Here is a 19,430-nt window from a genome sequence, read left to right as displayed (position 1 = left end):
ACGACACCGATTACGGCCCCAACAACGATGGTGTGACCGACTACAACGACGACGGCGATTCCGGCTACACCGCTCCCGCACCCGCGCCCACCGCAGCCCCGGCACCCGCACCGGACGATGGCGACTCCGGCTATGGCGATTCCGCCTACACTGCCCCCGCGCCCGCTCCGGCGGCTCCGGCACCCGCACCGGACAATGGCGATTCCGGCTATGACGACGGCGGCGACTCCGGTTACGACGCACCGGACGACGGCGGAGATTCCGGCTATGACGACTGACCGCCCGCCGGTCTGGCGGCACGAATACAAGCACTGGATCACCCCCCAGGAGGACTGGGTGCTCACCCGGCGGCTGGAGCGGCTGTTTGAGGCCGACCGGCACGCCGGGCCGGGCGGGGTATACCGGGTGAACAGCCTGTATTTCGACACCCCCGCCGATACCGCCCTGCGCCAGAAGCTGGACGGGGTGGGCCGGCGGGAAAAGTTCCGGCTGCGGTACTACGGGCAGGACACCGGCTTTCTGCGGCTGGAAAAAAAGAGCAAGCAAAACGGCCTGTGCCAGAAGCAAAGCGCCCGGCTGAGCGAGGACAAAGTGCGGCGGCTGCTGGCCGGGCAGATCGACTTTCTCTTGCACAGCGGCCGGCCCCTGCTGGTGGAGCTGTACAGCAAAATGCGCGCCGGGCTGCGCCCGCGCACCGTGGTCTGCTACGACCGGCAGGCCTTTGTGTACCGGCCGGGCAACGTGCGCATCACTCTGGACCGGGCGCTGCGCCGGGGCAACGGGCCCGCCGATTTTCTGGACCCGGAGGCCCTTGCCTGCACCGTGGCCCCGGGGGGCACCATTCTGGAGGTAAAATACGACGCCTTTCTGCCCGATCTGGTGCGCATGGCCGTGCAGGTGCCCGGCCGACGGGCGGGGGCATGGTCCAAATACGCGGCCTGCCGCAAATGGGAATGAGCGGTGAGCCGGGAGGGGTTTTATGACGTTTCAGGATATCTTCCGTTCCAGCTTTCTGGACAATTCCGCCGCGGTCAGCCCGCTGGATATGCTGCTGGCCATGGCGCTGGCTCTGGCGCTGGGGTTGTTCATCTTTTACATCTACAAAAAAAGCTACTGCGGCGTGATGTACGCCGCCAGCTTCGGGGTCACGCTGGTGGCCCTGTGCCTCATCACCACCCTGCTGATTCTGGCAGTCACCAGCAACGTGGTGCTGTCGCTGGGTATGGTGGGCGCCTTGTCCATCGTGCGGTTTCGCACCGCCATCAAGGAGCCCATGGACATCGCCTTTCTGTTCTGGAGCATCGCGGCGGGCATCGTGCTGGCGGCGGGCTTTGTGCCGCTGGCGGTGCTGGGCAGCCTGCTCATCGGGCTGGTGCTGGTGGTGTTCGCCGGGCGCAAAAGCGCCGACCGGCCCTACATTCTGGTGCTGCACTGCGCCGGGGACGCCGCCGCCCGCGCCGCTGCCGCTTTTCTGGAAGAGGCGGTGGCCGCCCACTCGCTGAAAAGCAAGACCGTGAGCGCCCGGGGCACCGAGCTGAACTACGAGGTGCGGCTGCGGCAGGAGGATGCCTCCTTCGTGGAGCAGCTGGCCGCCATGGAGGGCGTGGAGGAAGCGGTGCTGGTATCCTACAACGGGGACTATATGGGGTGAAGCCATGCTGCGCCACAAATACATCGACCGCATCTGCCTTGCCGCCATGGCCCTGGCTCTGGTGCTGGCGGGGGTGCTCTGGCGAGGGGAGGCGCTGGGCATCCGCCCCACCCACAGCGACCCGGCCTACGCCTCCCGGCTGTTCGACGCGGATCGGGTGCACACCATCGACATTCAGATCGAGGACTGGCAGGCCTTTCTGGACACTGCCCCACAGGAGGAGTATTCCCCCTGCACGGTGGTGGTGGACGGCGAGCGGTTCGAGCAGGCGGGCCTGCGGGCCAAGGGCAACAACTCCCGGCGGCTGATCGAGGAATACGGACTTTCCCGCTACAGCCTGAAGCTGGAATTCGACCACTACCAGACCGGGGCCAGCTACCATGGGCTGGACAAGCTCTCGCTGGACTGCTCCTTTCAGGACAACAGCTACCTGAAAAACCACACCGCCTACCGGATGATGGACTACATGAGGGTGCCCGCGCCCCTGAGCAGCTATGTGTGGGTGACGGTGAACGGGCAGGACTGGGGGCTGTTTCTGGCGGTGGAGGAGCCGGAGGAGGCTTTTGCCCGCCGCAGCTTCGGCCCCGGCCACGGCCAGCTGTACAAGCCGGACTACAAAAACCTTTCCGACGAAAACCCGGACGTGGCCCTGCGCTACACCGGCCCGGAGGTGGAAAATTACGACAACATCTTCCGCACCGCCAAGTTCGACCCCACCCCGGCGGACAAGCAGCGGCTGATCGAAGCGCTGGAGCAGCTTTCCACCGGGCAGCAGCTGGAAAAGGCGGTGGACCTGGACCGGGTGCTGCGGTACTTTGTGGTGCAGGTGTTCACCGTCAATCTGGACAGCTACCTGGGCCGCACCGGTCACAACTATTTTCTCTACGAGGAAGACGGGCGGCTGAGCATGCTGCCCTGGGACTATAACCTGGCCTTCGCCACCTATTCCCTGGGGATGCCGGACCCCATCAACGACGCGGAGTTGTATGTGAATTATCCCATCGACACCCCCGGCACCGGCCAGGTGATGCAGAACCGGCCGCTCTACCATCAGGTGATGAAGCAGGACGAATGCTTTGCCGCCTACCACCGGTATTTCGACGAATTTCTGAGCGGATATTTTGAGAGCGGGCGCTTTGCGGCCGAGACCGCCGCCACCGCCCGGATGATCGCCCCCTATGTGCAGCGGGACCCCACCGCCTTCTGCTCCTACGAGGATTTCCGCACCGGGGTGGACACCTTCACCGACTTCTGCCTGCTGCGGGCCGAGAGTGCCCGGGGCCAGCTGGAAGGGGAAATCCCCTCCACCTGGAAGGAGCGGGAGGAATGGGGCGGCCCCTATGTGGACGCCTCGTCGGTCTGGCTGCCGGACCTGGGCGAGATCGCCGACCTGGCGGACGGCGTGCACTGACCGGCAAATCAAAAAAGAAAGCGCGGCCCCGCGCCCGGAAAGCTTCCGGGTGCGGGGCCGCGTTGTTTTGGTTATAGGGAGGGATTCACCGGCCGGGCTCCTCGCCGAACACCGCCCGGTACACCGCCGTCAGGTCCTGACTCGGCGCATGGGCGGCGATCAGGGCCTCTGCCGGGCCCTGGTCCACCAGCCGGCCATCCTGCAGCAGCAGAATCCCGTCGGCTGTTTCCACATCGCTTGCCGCGGAGGTGGCCACCAGCACGATCCGGTCGGCGGCAAGCCGGGCCAGCAGGCTTTGCAGTCGCAGCCGCTCCGGCGGCTCCAGCCCGGCGGCGGGCTCGTCCAGAAGCAGCAGCTTCGGGTCCCCCAGCAGGGCGCCGGCCAGCAGAAGCCGCTGCTTCATGCCGCCGGAATAAGCGGCCAGCCGCTTGTCCAGCTCGTCGGAAAGGGCCAGCCATTCCGCCGCCCGCTCCACCTGGGCGGGTACCTCCCGGGCGGGGATCTCCTTCAGCGCGCAGAGGCCGGAAAGAAACCGGCGGCCGGTGTAGCTGTCGGAAAGGGGCTGCTGCCGGGGGATGCAGCCCGCCGCACGGCGAAAGCGGCTGTCCGGCATGCGCACGCTCTGGCCGCACCAGTGCACGGTGCCGCCGTCCGGCTTCAGGCTGCCGGTGAGAAGGCTGACCAGAGTGGTTTTGCCCGCGCCGCCCGGCCCCAAAAGACCGTAAAAGCCCGGTCCGAGGGAAAAACTTACCCCGGCCAGGGCCTGTTTTCTGGCGGCGGGACGGCCAAACCGGCCGCCCCGGATCGAATAGCTTTTTTCAAGCCCCTCCACCGCAAGGCAGGGAGCGGGATTGGTTTGCTGGGTCATGGAAGGTTCACCTCGAGGGCGGCCGGTGGGTCAAGCCGGAAGCTGCCGGTCTGACCGCCTTTTCTCTGACACCAAAATAGCACAGGCCAATAAAAATGTCAACAATACTTTGCCACGAATAGTATTTACGGCACATAGCTTTTGCAGTATGATAAGGCTGTTGATTCAACAAAGTAAAAGAGGACGCCCCATGGGAGTATCGGAAAACTTGAAGCGCGGCGTTACCGAGCTTGTGCTGCTGAGCCTGCTGGCCCAGCGGGACATGTACGGGTATGAGATGTCGCAGGAATTGCAGGCCCGCAGCGGCGGGAAGTTCATCTTGCAGGAGAGCTCCATGTACCCCACCCTTTACCGGCTGGAGGACAAGGGCTATATCACTGTGACCAAACAGCAGGTGGGCAGGCGGCGCACCCGGATGTATTACCATCTGGAGGCGGCCGGGCGTGACTATCTGCAAAGCAGCGTGGCGGAATATCTTTCCATGCAGGAAGGCATTCGCGGCATACTCACATCCTGTGGAATGAACGAGGTGGAACCGGTATGAACAGCAGCATTGAACGGGAGAATATCCGGCGGGCACAGACCCTGTGCCGAAGGTATTGCGGGCGGGTGAAGCGCAGCCTTTTCTGCCCGGCGGCACTGCGCAGGCCGGTTCTCAGCCAGCTGGAGGAGTCGGTGCTGCTCTATCTGGAGGAGCACCCCGGGGCCGGAATGAGCGAGCTTTGCGCCCATTTCGGCACACCGAAGGCCTTTGCCGCCAATGTGCTGGAAAACATGGAGGGCGAGCAGCTGCAAAAGCAGCTGACCCGTTACCGCTGGCGCAGGGTGCTGGCGACGGTGCTGGTAACACTGGCGCTGGCCTACGGCGCGTTTTACTGCGCGCGGCTTGCGATCGACTACATCTGTTACCCGGGCTACGGAGCCTTGCAAAGCATTGATGAAGGGGAAGCGGGACCGCTTCCAACCATGAGCCCTATTGAAAATGAGTCAGAATAAGGAGGCGTTTTTTGTGAAATTCAAAAAAATCTGTGCAGTTCTGATGGCAGCGCTGCTGTGTGTGTGCGTTTGTGTTCCGGCCTTTGCCGCCGGGGAGGAGAGCCGTGTGGTCAGCCGCACGGTGGAGCAGTACGACAACGGAGCCTATGCGGTGATCACCGTCTACGAGGATGCCGCCTCCCGGGCCACCGGTTCCAAAAACGGCCATAAGGCTTTTGATTATTACGAGAGCGGCACCCTGCAGTGGACCTACACCGTGCACGGTACCTTTGTCTACGATGGTACCACCGCCACCTGCACCGCGGCCACTGCCACACTCGACAAGTGGACCGATATCTGGAAGCTCATCGGCAATGAGGCCTACCCCAGCGGAAGCGCGGCCATTGCCCGGGGCGTGGTGCAGAAGACCACCACCGGCAAAAAGGTTTCCCCCACGGTGACCATCACCTGCACCCCCAACGGCGTGCTGGCCTGATGCGTCCCCGGACCGCTCCCTCAATAAAATAAAACGCGAAAACGCGGCCCCGAATCGGTTTTGATTCGGGGCCGCGCTGTTTTGTGTATGGGGTCAGTCGGAATAGGCGAGGGTCTGGTAATCGGGCGAGGAGCTCCAGTAGTCCGCCGTGTCGATCAGGCCGTAAAGGGGGCGGATGGCCTTCACCACGGTGGAGGTGCCGTCCGAGGTTTTGGTGGGGTAATCCACGGCCTGCTCACCCATTTCCACCAGATACCGGTCGGTTCCCGGGAGGGTGGCCAGAATCCGCACCGGCCGCCCGGGCCCGCTGATGGTGGTGCTCAGCAGCGAGAAGTCGGCGCTCTCGCCGCTGTTCAGGTCCACCCGCACCGTGAGCGCCTGTTCCGAGTCCGGCAGAAACAGCGAGAGAAGGGCGAAGCCGTCCCGGCAGTCCAGCAGGTTGACAAAGCCCTCGCCCGCGCCGCCCTCGAACAGATTTTCCTTCAGCACCCGGTCCTCCAGGGTGAGCCAGTCCAGGCCGTGGAGGGCGTTTTCCGAAAAGGAGTAATAATAGATCTGACGCCCCTGGACAAGCATGGTGGTATCGTCCGGGTCCGGGGCGGGCACCTGGGTCGTTTCCCCGGTGGAAAGGTCCAGCCGGGCCAGAGTCATAACCAGCTTGCCCTGAACGGCGTTCTGGCTGCTCAGCAGAACGCAGGAGCCGAAGGCACTCATCAGCTGTTCGGAGTGCTCTGCGCTCATCTGGTAAATGGATTCCCATTCCCCGGTGGCAAGCTCCACGCGGATCAGCTCCTGCTTCAGCCACTCGGATTCGGTTGTCTGCAGGGTGCAGTAAAGGTCCTTTCCGTCGGTGATATAGGGGTCATACAGCTGCTGCGTGGGCCCGAAGCGGGTGAGCAGAGCCTTGCTGCTGCCGTCCGGCTCCATGGTCATGACCCCGGCCAGCGCGGCTTCGCCGTGTTCGTCCGCCAAGTCGGGCGCGCCGGGGAGAACCAGAAAAATCCGCCCGCCGATGACCATGGGGCGGATGCCGCCGTAAGCCATCAGACGGCCCTGACATTCCGACCCGGTGTGGTCACAGCCCGGCAGGCTGCACAGGGGATGCAGGCTGGAGGAAGCAAAATCCCCGTACAGGATGCGGATGGAACCGTCCGGCAGGGGAAGCATGTCCACCGTATAAAGCCCCTCGGCGGTGACGGCGCTCATTTCGGGCAGCACCTGCAGCTCCAGCCCGGCCAGGTCCGGATTGGCTCCGGCGCTCCGGGTGCTGCTCTGGGCGGGGGCGCTGCTCCGGGCCGGGAGGCTGACCGACTGGGGCGCGGCGGCGCAGCCCGCCAGCAGAAGGCAGGCGGTGAAGAGGGCGGTCAGGCGGTTTGCGCGTTTCATAAAAAGGGCCTCCTTTTGCCGGAAAAAGCAGATGCTCCCGGCTTATTTTCTGGCCCCAGTATAGCCCTTTGCGGGGCACGGTGTATGCAAGGAGATGTAACGAAACTGCAAATTCCGGAGCAAGGGCGCAAAAAAAGCGGCCCCGAATCGGAAAACCGGTTCGGGGCCGCGCTGTTTGGTTTGTTTACTTGGCGGCGGTGTCGGTGGTGGCCATCTCTTTGATGGAGGTGACCAGACCCGCCAGGTTCTGCATGTCGCTGGGGATGATCAGCTTGGTGGCGCGGCCGTCGGCCACCTTGGCCAGGGCCTCCAGACCCTTCAGGGCCAGCACCTTGTCGTTGGGAGCGGCCTCGTTCAGCATCCGCAGCGAGTCGGCCAGAGCCTTCTGCACCTCCAGGATGGCCTGGGCTTCACCCTGGGCCTCACGGATGCGCTGCTCGCGCACCGCGTCCGCCCGCAGGATGGCGCTTTCCTTTTCACCCTCCGCCTTGGTGATGGCGGCGGTCTTCTCGCCCTCGGCGATCAGGATGGCTTCGCGCTTCAGGCGCTCGGCCTTCATCTGCTTCTCCATGGCGTCCTGAATTTCGGCGGGCGGGATGATGTTCTTCACCTCAACCCGGTTCACCTTGATGCCCCACTTGTCGGTGGCCTGGTCCAGAATGGCGGTGATCTTGGTGTTGATCACGTCGCGGCTGGTGAGGGTGTGGTCCAGCTCCATATCACCGATGATGTTGCGCAGGGTGGTGGCGGTCAGGTTCTCGATGGCGCTCATGGGCCGCTCCACGCCGTAGGTGAACATCTTGGCGTCGGTCACCTGGAAGAAGACCACCGAGTCGATCTGCATGGTCACGTTGTCCCGGGTGATGACGGGCTGGGGCTTGAAGTCCACGACCTGCTCCTTCAGGCTCACCTTTTTGACGACGCGCATCAGGAAGGGGGCCTTGAAGTGGAAGCCCGCGCCCCAGGTGGCGTGGTACACACCCAGCCATTCCACCACGTAGGCGTTGGCCTGAGGCACGATGCTGATGCAGCTGACCAGCAAAAGCAGCAGGATGACCAGAATGGGGATCAAAACAATCAGTACTGTAGGCATAATCATTCCTCCGTTTCGTTTCTAAAATCGAAAATCGCTGTTGCAAAGGGGTTATTGCATGGCCGGGGCCTTTTCGGGGGCCACGGTCAGGGTGGTGCCGCCGATGGACTGCACGGTGCAGCGCTCGCCGGCCCGGATGGGGCTGTCGGTCACGGCGTTCCAGTCCACGCCGTCCAGCCTTACCCGGCCCACCACACCGGGGCGCAGGTCCTCAAGGGCCTGGGCGGTGCGGCCGATGTTCCGGTCCAGCTCCACGGCGGCGGCAGGCTTGCGGGCGCGGGCCCGGCTGACCAGCGGCTTGGTGGCGATCAGGGCCACCAGGCTTACCAGCAGGAACACCAGCGCCTGCCACAGCAGGCTCGGGGTGAACAGACTGGCGCCCAGCGCCGCCAGCGCGCCCACGGCAAACCAGATGGTGACCAGGTTGGCGGTGGCCAGCTCCACCACAACGAAAACCGCCAGCAGCGCGGCCCACAGCCAGATGGCCGTGGTGGTCGAAAGCAGGATCTCCATGGGTGTACTCCTCTCCGGCGGTTTCTTTGCGGGACCGCCTTTTTATTCAGGCGGGCATGCCGCCTGTAAAACCTTATGCAGAAAAGTTTGGAACGAATATTCATTCGGGCGGCGGCCAGCTTCCGGCCCGGGCCGGGAAGTGGTGCCGTTGTCTGTATTTTAACAGATGGCGGGTAGGAATACAAAGCCCACCTGGGGCAAAAATTGGCGGTTTTTTGCCTTTTTTGCGAAATTTTTGCCGGGGGGACCCCCAATCGAAGCCGGGCGAGGCGGGGCGAGTCCGGGCGAGCCCAGGCAAAAAGAACGCCCGGAAGGGATGAAAGTCCCCCTCCGGGCACGGAAGAATGTTCAAGAGACCGGCGGCAAAGGGTGTGTTAGTGCCCCAAGTACCGCCAGCTGAAATACTGCCAGGCTTCGCTCACAAACAGCGCCAGAGCGGACACGGTGGCCAGCGCCGCCCAGAGCAGGTACACCTGCTGCCAGCCCCACAGGTCGCTCACCCAGCCGGAGAGCGCGCCGCCCAGCGCCGCGCCCACATAGGCCAGGAAATTGAAGATGCCGGTGAAGGCCGCGCTCTGGCCGGTGCGGGCAAAGCGCAGGGGAAGCAGGGTGGTGAGGATGGTGGTCACGCCGTACACAAGCCCCAGCAAAAGCCCCAGGCAGACCACAAGGCCCGCAAGACTGTTCTGCAAGGCCACCAGCAGCCAGCCGCACACCGCCCCGGCCCCGGTGAGGGCCAGCAGCGCGCCCTCCTGCCCGCCGTGCAGCCGCCGCACCAGCCAGCCGGTGGCCAGCAGCCCGGCGGTGCTGAACAGCGGAATGACCGCGGCGAACAGGCCCACCAGACCCTCCTGCCCCGGCCCCGCCAGCTGCTGCAGCAGGGTGGGGGCCCACAGGTTGATGCTCTCCTTGGTGGAGCCCTGGGCCAGAATCACAAAGGCGAAGCTGAGCATGGGCAGGGTGAGCATGGCCCGCACAAGGCTGCCCCGCTGCCGGGGCTGGTCCGGCTCCTCCTTTTTGGCGGGGGCGGCCAGCGCGGCGGGCCGGTAGCAAAGCCCCGCCGCCTGAGGGCTGGCTTTCAACCCCCGCAGCCAGACCCAGAAAAAGCAGAAGGCGATGATGGCCGGGCAGAAGAACACCCAGCGCCAGCCCGCCGCCCGCAGCACCGCGCCCAGGCCGCTCCAGGCCACCAGATAGCCCAGCGTGGTGGGCAGGCTCAAGAGAATCGAGACCTTCAGGTATTCGGACGGCTCGAACCAGTTGGTGGTGATCTGCAGAATGGGCGGCCAGAACAGCGCCAGCGCCAGACCGTTCACCGTCCACAGCGCGGCCAGCGCCCAGTAGCCGGAACAGAAGCCGATGGCCAGATTGCACAGCCCGCTGGCCGCAAGGCCCAGCGCCACCACCCGCTTGGGGTCCCGCTTCACGCTCAGCCAGCCGCCCAGCAGCTGGCCGGAGGCGTAGGTCCAGAAATACAGGGTGCTCACAAGGCCGGCCTGACCCCGCCCGATGGAAAGCACCTCCATCAGGTCCTCCAGCGCCAGCGAAAGATTGGTGCGCAGCAGGTAAGACACCGTGTAGGCGGCCACGCACACCGCCAGCACCCGCCGCTTTTGCACGGCCAGCACGTTGGACTGCTCCACAGCGATCACCTCACATTTTGTTTGTTGCCCCTCAAAAAAGGGACCAAAAAACCAGAGCGGGGAAGCCCCTGCTCTGGTTTTTTGGTCTGTGTTTTGAATGTTCCGAATGTTACCGCCCGCCGCAGCCGCCGCAGGATGCACAGCCGCCCGCCGCCGGGGTCGCGCCGAACACCTGCTCATACAGCTTCTGGCCGGTGGGAGTGGCCGCAAGACCGCCCTCGGCGGTCTCCTTCAGGCTGCTGCTCATGGCGTCGCCCACCTTCTTCATGGCGAAGATGGTCTCGTCCGCCGGAATGGCGCTGCCGATGCCCGCCAGAGCCAGCTCTGCCGCCACAAAGGCCCCGGCCACGCCGGAGGCGTTGCGCTTGATGCAGGGGATCTCCACCAGGCCCGCCACCGGGTCGCACACAAGGCCCAGAATGTTCTTCAGGGCAATGGCAACCGCATCGCTGGCCTGGGCCGGGGTGCCGCCCGCCAGCTCCACAATGGCCGCTGCCGCCATGGCCGCGGCGCTGCCGCACTCGGCCTGACAGCCGCCCTGAGCCCCCGCCACGCAGGCGTTGGTGGCGATCACCATGCCCACCGCGCTGGCGGTGAACAGGGCCATCACGCAGTCGTGCTCGGAGCAGCCCAGATCGTTCTGCATGGTCAAAAGGGCAGCGGGCAGAATGCCGCAGCTGCCCGCGGTGGGCGCGGCCACCACACGGCCCATGGCCGCGTTCAGTTCGCTCACCGCCAGAGCCCGATAGAGCGCCCCGCCCAGCACGCCGCCGGTGAGGGTTTTTCCGTTTTCCACCGCCTTGCGCATTTTAAAGGCGCTGCCGCCGGTCAGGCCGCTGGTGCTGCGCAGGTCCTCGGCGCAGCCCGGCTCGATGCAGGCGGCCATTACTTTATAGGTCTCGGCCATCTGGTCGTAGATCTCCTGCTCGGTCTTTTCCAGCTGAGCGGCCTGCTGGCGCAGCACCAGCGCCGAGATGGGCTCGCCCGCCTTTTCGGCGGCGGCCACCAGTGCCGCCACGGAATCGTATTTCAGTTCAATGCTCATAAGGTACCTCTCTTTCCCGCGCCCTGTGTCAGTTGGCCAGCAGCATGGTGGAGCTCAAAATGTGGGGCAGCGCCTCGATGCGCCCGTTCAGCGCCGGGTCCAGCCCGCCGTCCATCTCGATGGTCATCACCGCCACGCCGCCCTTTTTCTGGCGGGAAAGGCGGAAGTTGCAGATGTTTACCTGGCTTTCGGCCAGCAGCTCGGTCACCGCCGCGATGATGCCCGGGGTGTCCTGATGGAGCACGATCAGGGTGTTGTACTGGCCGGAGATGTGCACCTCCATGCCGTTCACCCGGGTGATGAGGATGTTGCCGCCGCCCACGCTGGCCCCCTGCACGCTCACGGTGCGGCCGGTGGCGTCGGTGAGGGTGATGAGGGCGGTGTTGGGGTGCGCGCCGTCGATCTCGGTGGGCAGAATGCTCACCGAAAGGCCCGCCTCTTCGGCCAGGCGCGGCGAAAAGCGGATGCGCTCGTCGTCGGTGGCCATGCCCATGATGCCCGCGATGAGGGCCTTGTCGGTGCCGTGGCCCTTGTAGGTCTTGGCGAAGCTGCCGTGCAGAAGGATCTGGGCGTTCACCGGCTCGCAGCCCAGCAATGCCCGGGCCACCCGGCCGATGCGCACCGCGCCCGCGGTGTGGCTGCTGGAGGGGCCGATCATCACCGGGCCCACGATATCGAATACATTCAACATGCTCTGTTCTCCTTTTTATGGGTGCTTATACAATAATCAGCTTTGCGCCGCAGCTTTCCACCGCGGCGGCCTGGTCCGGGTCCACTCCGCCGTCGGTGACGATGGCCTCCACCGCGCTGATGGGGCAGATGCGCACCAGGCTTGCCCGGCCGAATTTGCTGGAATCCGCCGCCACGATCACCCGGCTGGCGGCGTTTCGCATCTGGTTCTGCATCGAGATCTCGCCCAGCCGCTGGTCGGTCAGGCCCGCCACCGGGTCGATGCCGGTCACGGTTAAAAACAGAATGTCCACATGCACGTAGTTCAATATGCCGGTGGGGAAGTCGTTCACCAGGGTGCGCTCGTCCCGCGAGAGGATGCCCCCGGTCAGGATCACCGTGAAGCCGGGCTTGTCCGCCAGAAGCAGCGCGTTCTGGATGGAGTTGGTCACCACCGTGAGCCGCTCAAACCGGGCGGCCAGTGCCTGGGCCAGCACCTGGCTGGTGCTGCCGTAGTCCAGCGCCACCACCTGGCCCTCCTCCACCATGGCCGCGGCCCGCCGGGCGATGCGCTGCTTTTCCTCCATGTGCAGGGTGTTCCGGGTGGAAAGCGCCACATAGCCCACCATGGGCGCGGGGGCCTCCGGCTGCTGCAGGGGCACCGCGCCGCCGTGGATGCGCCGCAGTTTGCCCTGCCGGTCCAGCTCCTCCAGGTCCTTGCGCACCGTCTCGGAGGAAACGCCCAGCGCCTCCACCAGCTCGGCGGTGTGCACCGTGCCCTCCTTGTCCAGCAGCTCTAATATAATGGAATACCGTTTTTTCGCAAGCATTTGTTGTTCCGCCCTTTCCTGTGCGCTTGTCGGGGCAAACCGCCCGCTTCTTCTGCATCAAATTATAGCAAAAGCAGCCGGGTTTGAATACTGTTTCGCAGAAAAATCCCAACTCCGCTCCCCCCGCCGCTCCCCGGAAAGCTGGAGGAGTGGTTGGGAGAAAGTTGCGATTTTGTTGGCTTTACATTTAGTATACCGGGAGAAATGCAAAAATTAAACAGGCAGAATGAACAAAAAGCCGGGCATTTCTTTGTTTAATTGCGAAAAAGTGGGGAAAAGGGGTTGAAACCAAATTGAATCGCAAGTATACTGTGATTGTTCCCAAGGCGGGGCGGCCCGCCGGATGACAACAGTATTCCGCGGCGAGGGCTTCGCCGTGATGTAAAAGAGAACAAAAAGAGAGTGTGTTTTCGAGGAGGAATTCAAGTGAGCAACAAGACCAAGACCGCCATGATGAAGGCGGCTCCGAACCGCTGGTTCACCTTCTGCATCCTCACCCTGTCCGGCGGCATCGCCTTCAAGCTGGGCAGCATGAAGGATATGTTCTACGTTCCCATGCAGGAGTTCATGGGCCTGACCAACACCCAGATCGGCGGCGCCATGAGCGCCTACGGCATCGTGCAGACCATCGGCCTGATCGCCGGTATCTACATCTGCGACATGTTCAGCAAGAAGTACATGATCGGCGGCAGCCTGATCGGCATCGGCCTGGTGGGCTTCTACCTGGCCACCTTCCCGCCCTACTGGGGCTTTTTGGCAGCCTTCGGCGTGATCGCCATCCTGGCTGAGGTCACCTACTGGCCCGTTCTGCTCAAGGCCATCCGCCTTTTGGGCGACGAGAAGACCCAGGGCCGTATGTTCGGCTTTTTGGAAATGGGCCGCGGCGTTGTGGACGTGATCATCGCGGGCACCGCGCTGGCCATCTTCGGTGCCATGGGCGAGGGCGCTGCCGCCCTGCGCGCCGGCCTGATCTTTTTGTCCTGCGCCACCATCGCGGCGGGCGTTCTGTGCCTGATCTTCGTGCCCAACGACGAGAAGCGCGTGGGCGCCGACGGCAAGGAGCTGAACAAGGCCACCGCCGCCTTCGGCGGCATGGTGCAGGCCCTCAAGAGCGTGGACATCTGGGCCGTTGCGCTGAACGGCTTCGTGGTCTACTGCATCTACTGCGGCCTGACCTACTTCATCCCCTTCCTGAACAACATCTACCTGCTGCCCGCCACCGCGGTGGGTGCTTACGGCATCATCAACCAGTACGGCCTGAAGATGGTCGGCGGCCCCATCGGCGGCTTCATGTCCGATAAGGTGCACAAGTCCAGCGCCAAACACATCCGCATGGGCTTCATCGTCTGCATCGTGGCCATGGTCCTGTTCATGCTGATCCCCCACGAGGCGCTGGGCGCTTCCGGCAACTGGATCGTGGGCGCTGCCTGCACCCTGGGCTTCGGCGCCATCGTGTTCACCATGCGCGCTGTGTTCTTCGCCCCCATGGACGAGGTAAAGGTCCCTGCCGAGATCACCGGCGCGGCCATGAGCCTGGCGAGCCTGGTCATCTACCTGCCCAACTCCTTCGCCTACCTGATGTACGGCAACTTCCTGGATCGCTTCCCCGGCATGGCGGGCTACCGCGTGGTGTTCGGCGTGATGATCGGCTGGGCCGTGATCGGCGTGTTCGTATCCACCTTCCTGATTGGCCGCATCAAGAAGCATCAGCAGGCCGGCAAGTAAGCAAACTGCACGAGGACCCCTGCGTTCTTCGTCTGAATTCATAAAAAAATTCGCGTAGCATACAGATCCGTGGTGGAAATCCACGGATTTGTATGCTATTCTAAAACCAAGAGGCAAGACCCGCGCAGCCGGGCGGCCCAAACAAACGACAAGGAGTGACCAAAACCTATGCGTGAGTACCACGGCTTTACGGGCTGCGGGTCCTTCTACAAGGGCAACCTGCACAGCCACACCACCATTTCCGACGGCATGCTGACCCCCGAGCAGAACGTGGCCCAGTACAAGGAGCACGGCTACCATTTCCTGTGCATGTCCGAGCACGACATCTACACCGACCACCGGGCCCAGTTCAACACCGAGGACTTCATCATCCTGCCCGGATTGGAGGCCACCGCGGTACTTTACCGGGCCATTGGCACCAACGAGCGCTATAAGCTGCACCACATGCACGGCATCCTGGGCACCAGCGAGATGCAGAAGAATGCCCCCGAGGGCACCTTCGGCCATCTGCAGTACCTGCCCCCCATCAAGTTCTTTGGCCAGTGGGAGGGCGCGAAGGCCGCCCAGCAGCTGAGCGACATGCTGCGGGCCCACGGCTGCGTGGTCACCTACAACCACCCGGTCTGGAGCCGTGTGCTGGATGAGGAATTCATGGACACCACCGGCGTGACCGCTCTGGAAGTGTTCAACTACAACTCCACCAACGAGGCGGCGGTGGGCAGCGGCCTGGTCCAGTGGGACCGGATGCTGCGGGCAGGCAAGCGCATCAACGGCTTTGCCAGCGACGACAACCACAACGAGGGCCTCTTTGACGACGCCTGCGGCGGCTGGATCTGCGTGCAGGCCGAGAGCCTGACCCACGACGCCATCGTGGAGAACTTTATCAAGGGCAACTACTACTCCTCCGCCGGCCCCGAAATTTACGGTTGGGGCGTGAAGGACGGCAAGGTGTGGATCGACTGCTCCAAGGCCGAGCGGGTGAACTTTGTGGCGGGCAACATCGTGAACGACGGCGGCACCGTCATCGGCGAGCTGCGCAAGGACACCCTGACCCACGCCGAGCACACCCTGAAGGGCCACGAGAGCTACGTGCGTGTGGAGGTGGTGGACCGGTTCGGCCGGGCCGCCTGGACCAACCCCATCTATCTGGAGTGGGACTGAACGCCCCCCGCATGACCCCGAATCTTTGCGGCGCTTGCCGGGGCCTTGTAGCGTATGAATAATAGGAGGAAAGACCCATGTTGGATCAACTGCAATCCACCCTGGAATTCATCGACGGCAAACTCTGGGGCGATTGGCTCATGTTCGTATTGCTGGGCGTGGGCGTGCTTTATACCATCGTGACCGGGGCGGTGCAGGTGCGCCACTTCGGCTACATCATCAAGAAAACCCTGTGGGAGCCCATCCGGGGCAAAAAGAACGGGGAAGAGGATGCCGGCGGCATCACCTCCTTCCAGGCGCTTTGCACCGCCGTGGCCTCCTGCGTGGGCAGCGGCAACATCGTGGGCGTATCCACCGCGGTGGTGGCCGGCGGCCTGGGCGCCATCTTCTGGATGTGGGTGGCCGCCTTCGTGGGCATGGCCACCAAATACAGCGAGATCGTGCTGGGCCTTCTGTATCGTGAACGCAACGAGCAGGGCCAGTGGGTGGGTGGCCCCATGTATTACATCAAAAAGGGCCTGCACGCCCCCTGGCTGGCGGTGCTGTGCGCGCTGTTCATGGTCACCCAGATCATCGGCGGCAACTTCATCCAGTCCAACACCATCAGCGGCGTGATGAACCAGAGCTTCGGCGTTGCGCCCCTCATCACCGGCATCGTGCTGGTGGCCCTGATCTTCATCGTGACTCTGGGCGGCCTGCACCGTCTGGCCCATGTGGCCCAGAAGCTGGTCCCCACTATGGCGCTGCTGTATGTGGTGGGCGGCCTGGTCATCATTCTGATCAACGCCCCCAAGGTGCCCGGCGTCTTCGCCGAAATCTTTCAGAGCGCCTTCGGCCTGCGGGCCATGGCGGGCGGCGCGATGGGCAGCATGATCATCGCCATGCAGAAGGGCGTGGCCCGCGGTCTCTATTCCAATGAGGCCGGCGAGGGCTCTGCCCCCGTCATCCACTCCTCCGCCAACGTGAAGCACCCGGTGCAGCAGGGCATGACCGGCGTCACCGAGGTCTTCCTGGACACCTTCGTCATCTGCACCATCACCGGCCTGGTGCTGGGCGTGACCGGCGTCATCGGCAGCGGCGTGCCGGACAACGTGCTGGCCCTCAACGCCTTTGCCACCGTGTGGGAGCCGCTGCGCTATGTGGTTTCCATCTGCCTTTTGCTGTTCAGCACCACCACCCTGATGAGCCAGTGGTACTTCGGCTTCGTGGGTCTGAACTATGTGTTCGGCGCAAAGGTTGCCGACAAGTTCAAGTATGTGTTCCCGGCCTTCTGCATCATCGGCGCGCTTTTGAAGGTGGAAATGGTCTGGACCATCCAGGACATCGCCCTGGCGCTGCTGACCATCCCCAACCTGATCGCCATGATCGTGCTGTTCCCAAAGGTGCGCAAGGCCACCAAAGAGTTCTTCAGCGACCCGGAGCTGTACGAAGGCGCCCGCCGCTGAGTATCCCTTTTCCTTGATTCCGATTTGGAATATTTTAATTGCAATATCCGAATTGTAATATCCTTTTTTCATCCTTTCTCTCGGGCAGCCGGTCCCCTCACTCCTTGGCCGGCTGCCGCAAATCATCTGCAAAAAGCGGCTTTGGGCCTTTGCCCGGGGCCGCTTTTTGCAGGTTGGGGAACTTTACCCTTGCAAAGTGCTGCGGTTTGTGATACTTCTGTTAGTAGAAACCGAAAACGGGAGGGGAGTTTTGTATGACCGATCAGGACAAACGCACCGGCGCACCCAGCCGGTATGTGCAGGGACCGGGGGCGCTGCGCCGCCTGGGCCGCTATACCCGGCGGCTGGGGCAGGGCGTGTTCCTCATCAGCGACGCGGCGGGCATCGAGCGCATCCGGCGGGATGTGGAGGAGGGCCTGCCCGGCGCGGGCGGGGTGGAGTTCGTGGACTTCGAGGGGGCCTGCTGCGAAAAGGAGATCACCGAGCTGGTGCGCCGGTTTGAGGCCAGCGGCTGTCAGGTGGTGGCGGGCGCGGGCGGCGGCCGTCATCTGGATGTGGCCAAGGCCGTGGCGGCTTTTGCCCGCGCGCCCATGGTGATGCTGCCCACCGTGGCCTCCACCGACGCGCCCTGCAGCGCCCTGGCGGTGCTGTATACCCCGGAGGGTATCTTCGACCGGTATCTGTATCTGGACAAAAACCCCGATCTGGTGCTGGCGGACACCGCCCACATCGCCGCCGCTCCGCCCCGGCTGCTGGCGGCGGGCATGGGGGACGCGCTGTCCACCTGGTTCGAGGCCCGGGCCTGCGCCGAGGCAGGGGGCAAAAACAGCTTCGGCACCGCTCCCGGCGCGGCGGCGCTGTGCCTGGCGCAGGGGTGCTGGAACAATCTGCTGCGCTGCGGGGCCAAGGCCATGGAGCAGGCGGCGCAGAAATGCCCCGGCGAGGAGCTGGAAACCATTGTGGAGACGAATATCTACCTGAGCGGCGTGGGCTTTGAGAGCGGCGGTTTGGCCGCGGCCCACGCGGTGGCCAACGGCATCGCCAGTCTGGGCCGGGCAAACCGGGCGGTCCACGGCGAGGCGGTGGCCTTCGGCGTGCAGGTGCAGCTGGTGCTGGAGCAGCGGCTGGGCGCGCAGCCCTTGCGGGCCCGGCAGGACCTTGCCCAGGTGCGGGCCTTCTGCAAGTCGGTGGGCCTGCCCACCAGCCTTGCGGACCTGGCGCTTGCGGACATCACCGGCGAGGAACTTTCCGAGCTGGCCCGGGTGGCGCTGGACCCGGCGGGCAACATGGGCAACATGCCCTTTGCCGTGAGCGCCGAGCAGCTGATCGGCGCGGTGAAGGCGCTGGCGCAGGCATAAAGGAGGAGACGGCGATATGATGGATGTGGTGTTCAGCCGCAGCGCCTGCGGCAGCCTGAAGATGGCCCAGCATTACGGCCAGGGGGAGTACACCGGCGCGGTGAGCGTGCTCTATGCCGCCCGGGAGGGGGAGGAATGCGCCGCCCCCGCGCCCGGGGTGCAGCAGGCCGCTCAGCAGGCAGCGGAGCAGCGGGCCCGCCGGGAGTGGGAAGAAGCCCAGCCCCTGGGGGGTGACCCGGCCAATGTGTTCAGCCTGGAGGCGGGCTGGAGCATGGGCGACATTGCGGAAAACCAGTTTCCCCAGGGCCGCCGCCGCTTGCTGGAACGGCTGTTTGCCGCCAGCTTCGGGGGCAGCGCCGCCGAGCGGGAGCGGGTGATCGAGGAGTCGCTGGAGGAGCTGCAGGCCAACCTGCAAACGGTGCTCACCCGCAGCGCAAACGGCGAGGAGCTGCGCATCTGGTACAGCGACAACCCGGACGACGCCTGCGGCCTGTGCTGGCTGCTGGCAAAGCTGCACGAGCTGGAGCAGCACGGGCCGGTGCAGCTGATCAAGCTGCCGGTGTGGGAATACGGCGAGGGCGAAACCATGATGGCCTACACCGGCTGGGGCGAGATCAGCCCCGGCGAGTGGGGGCGGTATCTGCCGCTGGCCCAGACCGCAAAGCCCGCCCTTCTGCAGGCCTGCGCCGGGCGCTGGAAGGAGCTGCAGCGGGAGAACGCGCCCCTGCGGGTCTGCCTGAACGGCGGCTTACAGAGCGTGCCGGAAAATTTTTACGACAGCTTCCTTCTGCGGGAGCTGGAGCGGCTGCCGGAGGAATTTCTGGAGGCTTCGTTGGTGGGCAACGTGCTGGGCCGGTACCAGCTGGGCGTGGGCGACGGCTGGCTGGCGCTGCGCATTGAGGCCTTCTGCCGCGAGGGGCTGTTGGAGGTGGCCCAGGACGGCCCGGGCATCCGCCGCAGGCTGCGCCAGCACAGCGACTGGGCCGGTCTTTGAGCAAAACAAAAGCGAAGTGTCTCAGGACCGATGGTCCGGGCGCTTCGCTTTTTTGCTGCGTTGGAAGGGGTCAGTCCTCCGGCCGCTTGAGGCGGCGGGGGCGGCGCGGGGCCAGAAAGTCCACGGCGGTGGCTGGGTCAAAGGGGCGGCTGGTCTGCTGGAGCCAG

19 protein-coding genes and 1 pseudogene are annotated in these 19,430 nt (G+C 64.3%); 12 read left to right on the top strand and 8 right to left on the bottom strand.

Translation table 11 applies throughout. The features are described from left to right. The 4 genes and pseudogenes from J7G73_RS06320 to J7G73_RS06305 all read left to right on the top strand — a co-directional run. Positions 1 to 278: pseudogene (locus J7G73_RS06320) on the top strand (hypothetical protein); the annotation flags it as partial. Beyond that, positions 268 to 957, top strand: a complete 690-nt coding sequence (locus J7G73_RS06315; RefSeq protein ID WP_291245648.1) for a polyphosphate polymerase domain-containing protein — start codon at positions 268 to 270, stop codon at positions 955 to 957. The pseudogene J7G73_RS06320 and the gene J7G73_RS06315, both read left to right, overlap by 11 nt. 22 nt (positions 958 to 979) lie before the next feature. After that, positions 980 to 1,651, top strand: coding sequence for a DUF4956 domain-containing protein (locus J7G73_RS06310; RefSeq protein ID WP_087183935.1), 672 nt, complete (start codon positions 980 to 982; stop codon positions 1,649 to 1,651). A gap of 4 nt (positions 1,652 to 1,655) precedes the next feature. After that, positions 1,656 to 3,062 (top strand): CotH kinase family protein, encoded by a 1,407-nt coding sequence (locus J7G73_RS06305; RefSeq protein WP_291245647.1) that lies wholly within the window; start codon positions 1,656 to 1,658, stop codon positions 3,060 to 3,062. 85 nt (positions 3,063 to 3,147) lie between these two features. On the opposite strand, the gene J7G73_RS06300 is transcribed toward J7G73_RS06305, so the two are convergent. Continuing rightward, positions 3,148 to 3,930, bottom strand: coding sequence for an ATP-binding cassette domain-containing protein (locus J7G73_RS06300; RefSeq protein WP_291245646.1), 783 nt, complete (start codon positions 3,928 to 3,930; stop codon positions 3,148 to 3,150). Between the two features lie 190 nt (positions 3,931 to 4,120). On the opposite strand from J7G73_RS06300, the gene J7G73_RS06295 reads away from it, so the two are divergent. The 3 genes from J7G73_RS06295 to J7G73_RS06285 are packed head-to-tail and all read left to right on the top strand — an operon-like array spanning position 4,121 to position 5,401. Then, on the top strand, positions 4,121 to 4,474 hold the full coding sequence (locus tag J7G73_RS06295; RefSeq protein ID WP_087296368.1) for a PadR family transcriptional regulator: 354 nt from the start codon (positions 4,121 to 4,123) through the stop codon (positions 4,472 to 4,474). Beyond that, positions 4,471 to 4,926 carry a hypothetical protein gene (locus tag J7G73_RS06290; RefSeq protein ID WP_291245645.1) on the top strand — a complete coding sequence of 152 codons (456 nt, stop codon included), beginning with the start codon at positions 4,471 to 4,473 and terminating at the stop codon, positions 4,924 to 4,926. Before J7G73_RS06295 ends, J7G73_RS06290 begins: the two co-directional genes overlap by 4 nt. A 13-nt stretch (positions 4,927 to 4,939) precedes the next feature. Further along, positions 4,940 to 5,401, top strand: coding sequence for a hypothetical protein (locus J7G73_RS06285; RefSeq protein ID WP_291245644.1), 462 nt, complete (start codon positions 4,940 to 4,942; stop codon positions 5,399 to 5,401). A gap of 93 nt (positions 5,402 to 5,494) precedes the next feature. Here the strand turns inward: J7G73_RS06285 and J7G73_RS06280 are convergent, their stop codons facing one another. The 7 genes from J7G73_RS06280 to J7G73_RS06250 all read right to left on the bottom strand — a co-directional run bounded on the left by J7G73_RS06280 (position 5,495) and on the right by J7G73_RS06250 (position 12,580). After that, complete coding sequence (locus J7G73_RS06280) at positions 5,495 to 6,787, bottom strand: hypothetical protein (RefSeq protein WP_291245643.1); 1,293 nt, start codon at positions 6,785 to 6,787, stop codon at positions 5,495 to 5,497. Positions 6,788 to 6,971: 184 nt separating this feature from the next. Continuing rightward, positions 6,972 to 7,880 carry an SPFH domain-containing protein gene (locus tag J7G73_RS06275; protein ID WP_087296372.1) on the bottom strand — a complete coding sequence of 303 codons (909 nt, stop codon included), beginning with the start codon at positions 7,878 to 7,880 and terminating at the stop codon, positions 6,972 to 6,974. A gap of 51 nt (positions 7,881 to 7,931) precedes the next feature. Continuing rightward, entirely contained in the window at positions 7,932 to 8,393 is a 462-nt protein-coding gene (locus J7G73_RS06270; RefSeq protein WP_291245642.1) for an NfeD family protein, read from the bottom strand. Positions 8,394 to 8,767: 374 nt separating this feature from the next. Next, entirely contained in the window at positions 8,768 to 10,036 is a 1,269-nt protein-coding gene (locus J7G73_RS06265) for an MFS transporter (protein ID WP_291245641.1), read from the bottom strand. Positions 10,037 to 10,145: 109 nt separating this feature from the next. Beyond that, positions 10,146 to 11,081, bottom strand: coding sequence for an L-serine ammonia-lyase, iron-sulfur-dependent, subunit alpha (sdaAA, locus tag J7G73_RS06260; RefSeq protein ID WP_291245640.1), 936 nt, complete (start codon positions 11,079 to 11,081; stop codon positions 10,146 to 10,148). Between the two features lie 28 nt (positions 11,082 to 11,109). Further along, a complete protein-coding gene (sdaAB, locus tag J7G73_RS06255; protein WP_291245649.1) occupies positions 11,110 to 11,769 on the bottom strand; it encodes an L-serine ammonia-lyase, iron-sulfur-dependent subunit beta in 660 nt (219 codons plus the stop codon). A 28-nt stretch (positions 11,770 to 11,797) separates the two neighbouring features. Then, positions 11,798 to 12,580, bottom strand: coding sequence for a DeoR/GlpR family DNA-binding transcription regulator (locus J7G73_RS06250; RefSeq protein WP_291245639.1), 783 nt, complete (start codon positions 12,578 to 12,580; stop codon positions 11,798 to 11,800). Between the two features lie 426 nt (positions 12,581 to 13,006). Here J7G73_RS06250 and J7G73_RS06245 point away from each other — a divergent pair, with 426 nt between their 5' ends. The 5 genes from J7G73_RS06245 to J7G73_RS06225 all read left to right on the top strand — a co-directional run bounded on the left by J7G73_RS06245 (position 13,007) and on the right by J7G73_RS06225 (position 19,263). Further along, positions 13,007 to 14,305 carry an MFS transporter gene (locus J7G73_RS06245; RefSeq protein WP_087296377.1) on the top strand — a complete coding sequence of 433 codons (1,299 nt, stop codon included), beginning with the start codon at positions 13,007 to 13,009 and terminating at the stop codon, positions 14,303 to 14,305. Between the two features lie 168 nt (positions 14,306 to 14,473). Then, positions 14,474 to 15,466 carry a CehA/McbA family metallohydrolase gene (locus J7G73_RS06240; RefSeq protein ID WP_291245638.1) on the top strand — a complete coding sequence of 331 codons (993 nt, stop codon included), beginning with the start codon at positions 14,474 to 14,476 and terminating at the stop codon, positions 15,464 to 15,466. Between the two features lie 77 nt (positions 15,467 to 15,543). Then, on the top strand, positions 15,544 to 16,911 hold the full coding sequence (locus tag J7G73_RS06235) for a sodium:alanine symporter family protein (RefSeq protein ID WP_291245637.1): 1,368 nt from the start codon (positions 15,544 to 15,546) through the stop codon (positions 16,909 to 16,911). 254 nt (positions 16,912 to 17,165) lie between these two features. After that, entirely contained in the window at positions 17,166 to 18,269 is a 1,104-nt protein-coding gene (locus tag J7G73_RS06230; protein ID WP_291245636.1) for a glycerol dehydrogenase, read from the top strand. A gap of 16 nt (positions 18,270 to 18,285) precedes the next feature. After that, positions 18,286 to 19,263 (top strand): DUF3658 domain-containing protein, encoded by a 978-nt coding sequence (locus J7G73_RS06225; protein WP_291245635.1) that lies wholly within the window; start codon positions 18,286 to 18,288, stop codon positions 19,261 to 19,263. The last annotated feature ends 167 nt before the right edge of the window (positions 19,264 to 19,430 follow it).

The organism is Allofournierella sp., assembly GCF_017889395.1.
Classification (GTDB): Bacteria; Bacillota; Clostridia; order Oscillospirales; family Ruminococcaceae; genus Allofournierella.
This window is presented reverse-complemented; position numbering and strand designations above follow the sequence as displayed.

Excerpts from the sequence above, each read along its gene's own strand:
- J7G73_RS06305 (WP_291245647.1), top strand. The coding sequence starts at position 1,656 with ATGCTGCGCCACAAATACATCGACCGCATCTGCCTTGCCGCCATGGCC.
- J7G73_RS06310 (WP_087183935.1), top strand. The coding sequence starts at position 980 with ATGACGTTTCAGGATATCTTCCGTTCCAGCTTTCTGGACAATTCCGCC.
- J7G73_RS06240 (WP_291245638.1), top strand. The coding sequence starts at position 14,474 with ATGCGTGAGTACCACGGCTTTACGGGCTGCGGGTCCTTCTACAAGGGC.
- J7G73_RS06225 (WP_291245635.1), top strand. The coding sequence starts at position 18,286 with ATGATGGATGTGGTGTTCAGCCGCAGCGCCTGCGGCAGCCTGAAGATG.
- J7G73_RS06290 (WP_291245645.1), top strand. The coding sequence starts at position 4,471 with ATGAACAGCAGCATTGAACGGGAGAATATCCGGCGGGCACAGACCCTG.
- J7G73_RS06250 (WP_291245639.1), bottom strand. The coding sequence starts at position 12,580 with ATGCTTGCGAAAAAACGGTATTCCATTATATTAGAGCTGCTGGACAAG.
- sdaAA (WP_291245640.1), bottom strand. The coding sequence starts at position 11,081 with ATGAGCATTGAACTGAAATACGATTCCGTGGCGGCACTGGTGGCCGCC.
- J7G73_RS06280 (WP_291245643.1), bottom strand. The coding sequence starts at position 6,787 with ATGAAACGCGCAAACCGCCTGACCGCCCTCTTCACCGCCTGCCTTCTG.
- J7G73_RS06315 (WP_291245648.1), top strand. The coding sequence starts at position 268 with ATGACGACTGACCGCCCGCCGGTCTGGCGGCACGAATACAAGCACTGG.
- J7G73_RS06300 (WP_291245646.1), bottom strand. The coding sequence starts at position 3,930 with ATGACCCAGCAAACCAATCCCGCTCCCTGCCTTGCGGTGGAGGGGCTT.
- J7G73_RS06270 (WP_291245642.1), bottom strand. The coding sequence starts at position 8,393 with ATGGAGATCCTGCTTTCGACCACCACGGCCATCTGGCTGTGGGCCGCG.
- J7G73_RS06230 (WP_291245636.1), top strand. The coding sequence starts at position 17,166 with ATGACCGATCAGGACAAACGCACCGGCGCACCCAGCCGGTATGTGCAG.
- J7G73_RS06275 (WP_087296372.1), bottom strand. The coding sequence starts at position 7,880 with ATGCCTACAGTACTGATTGTTTTGATCCCCATTCTGGTCATCCTGCTG.
- J7G73_RS06295 (WP_087296368.1), top strand. The coding sequence starts at position 4,121 with ATGGGAGTATCGGAAAACTTGAAGCGCGGCGTTACCGAGCTTGTGCTG.
- J7G73_RS06235 (WP_291245637.1), top strand. The coding sequence starts at position 15,544 with ATGTTGGATCAACTGCAATCCACCCTGGAATTCATCGACGGCAAACTC.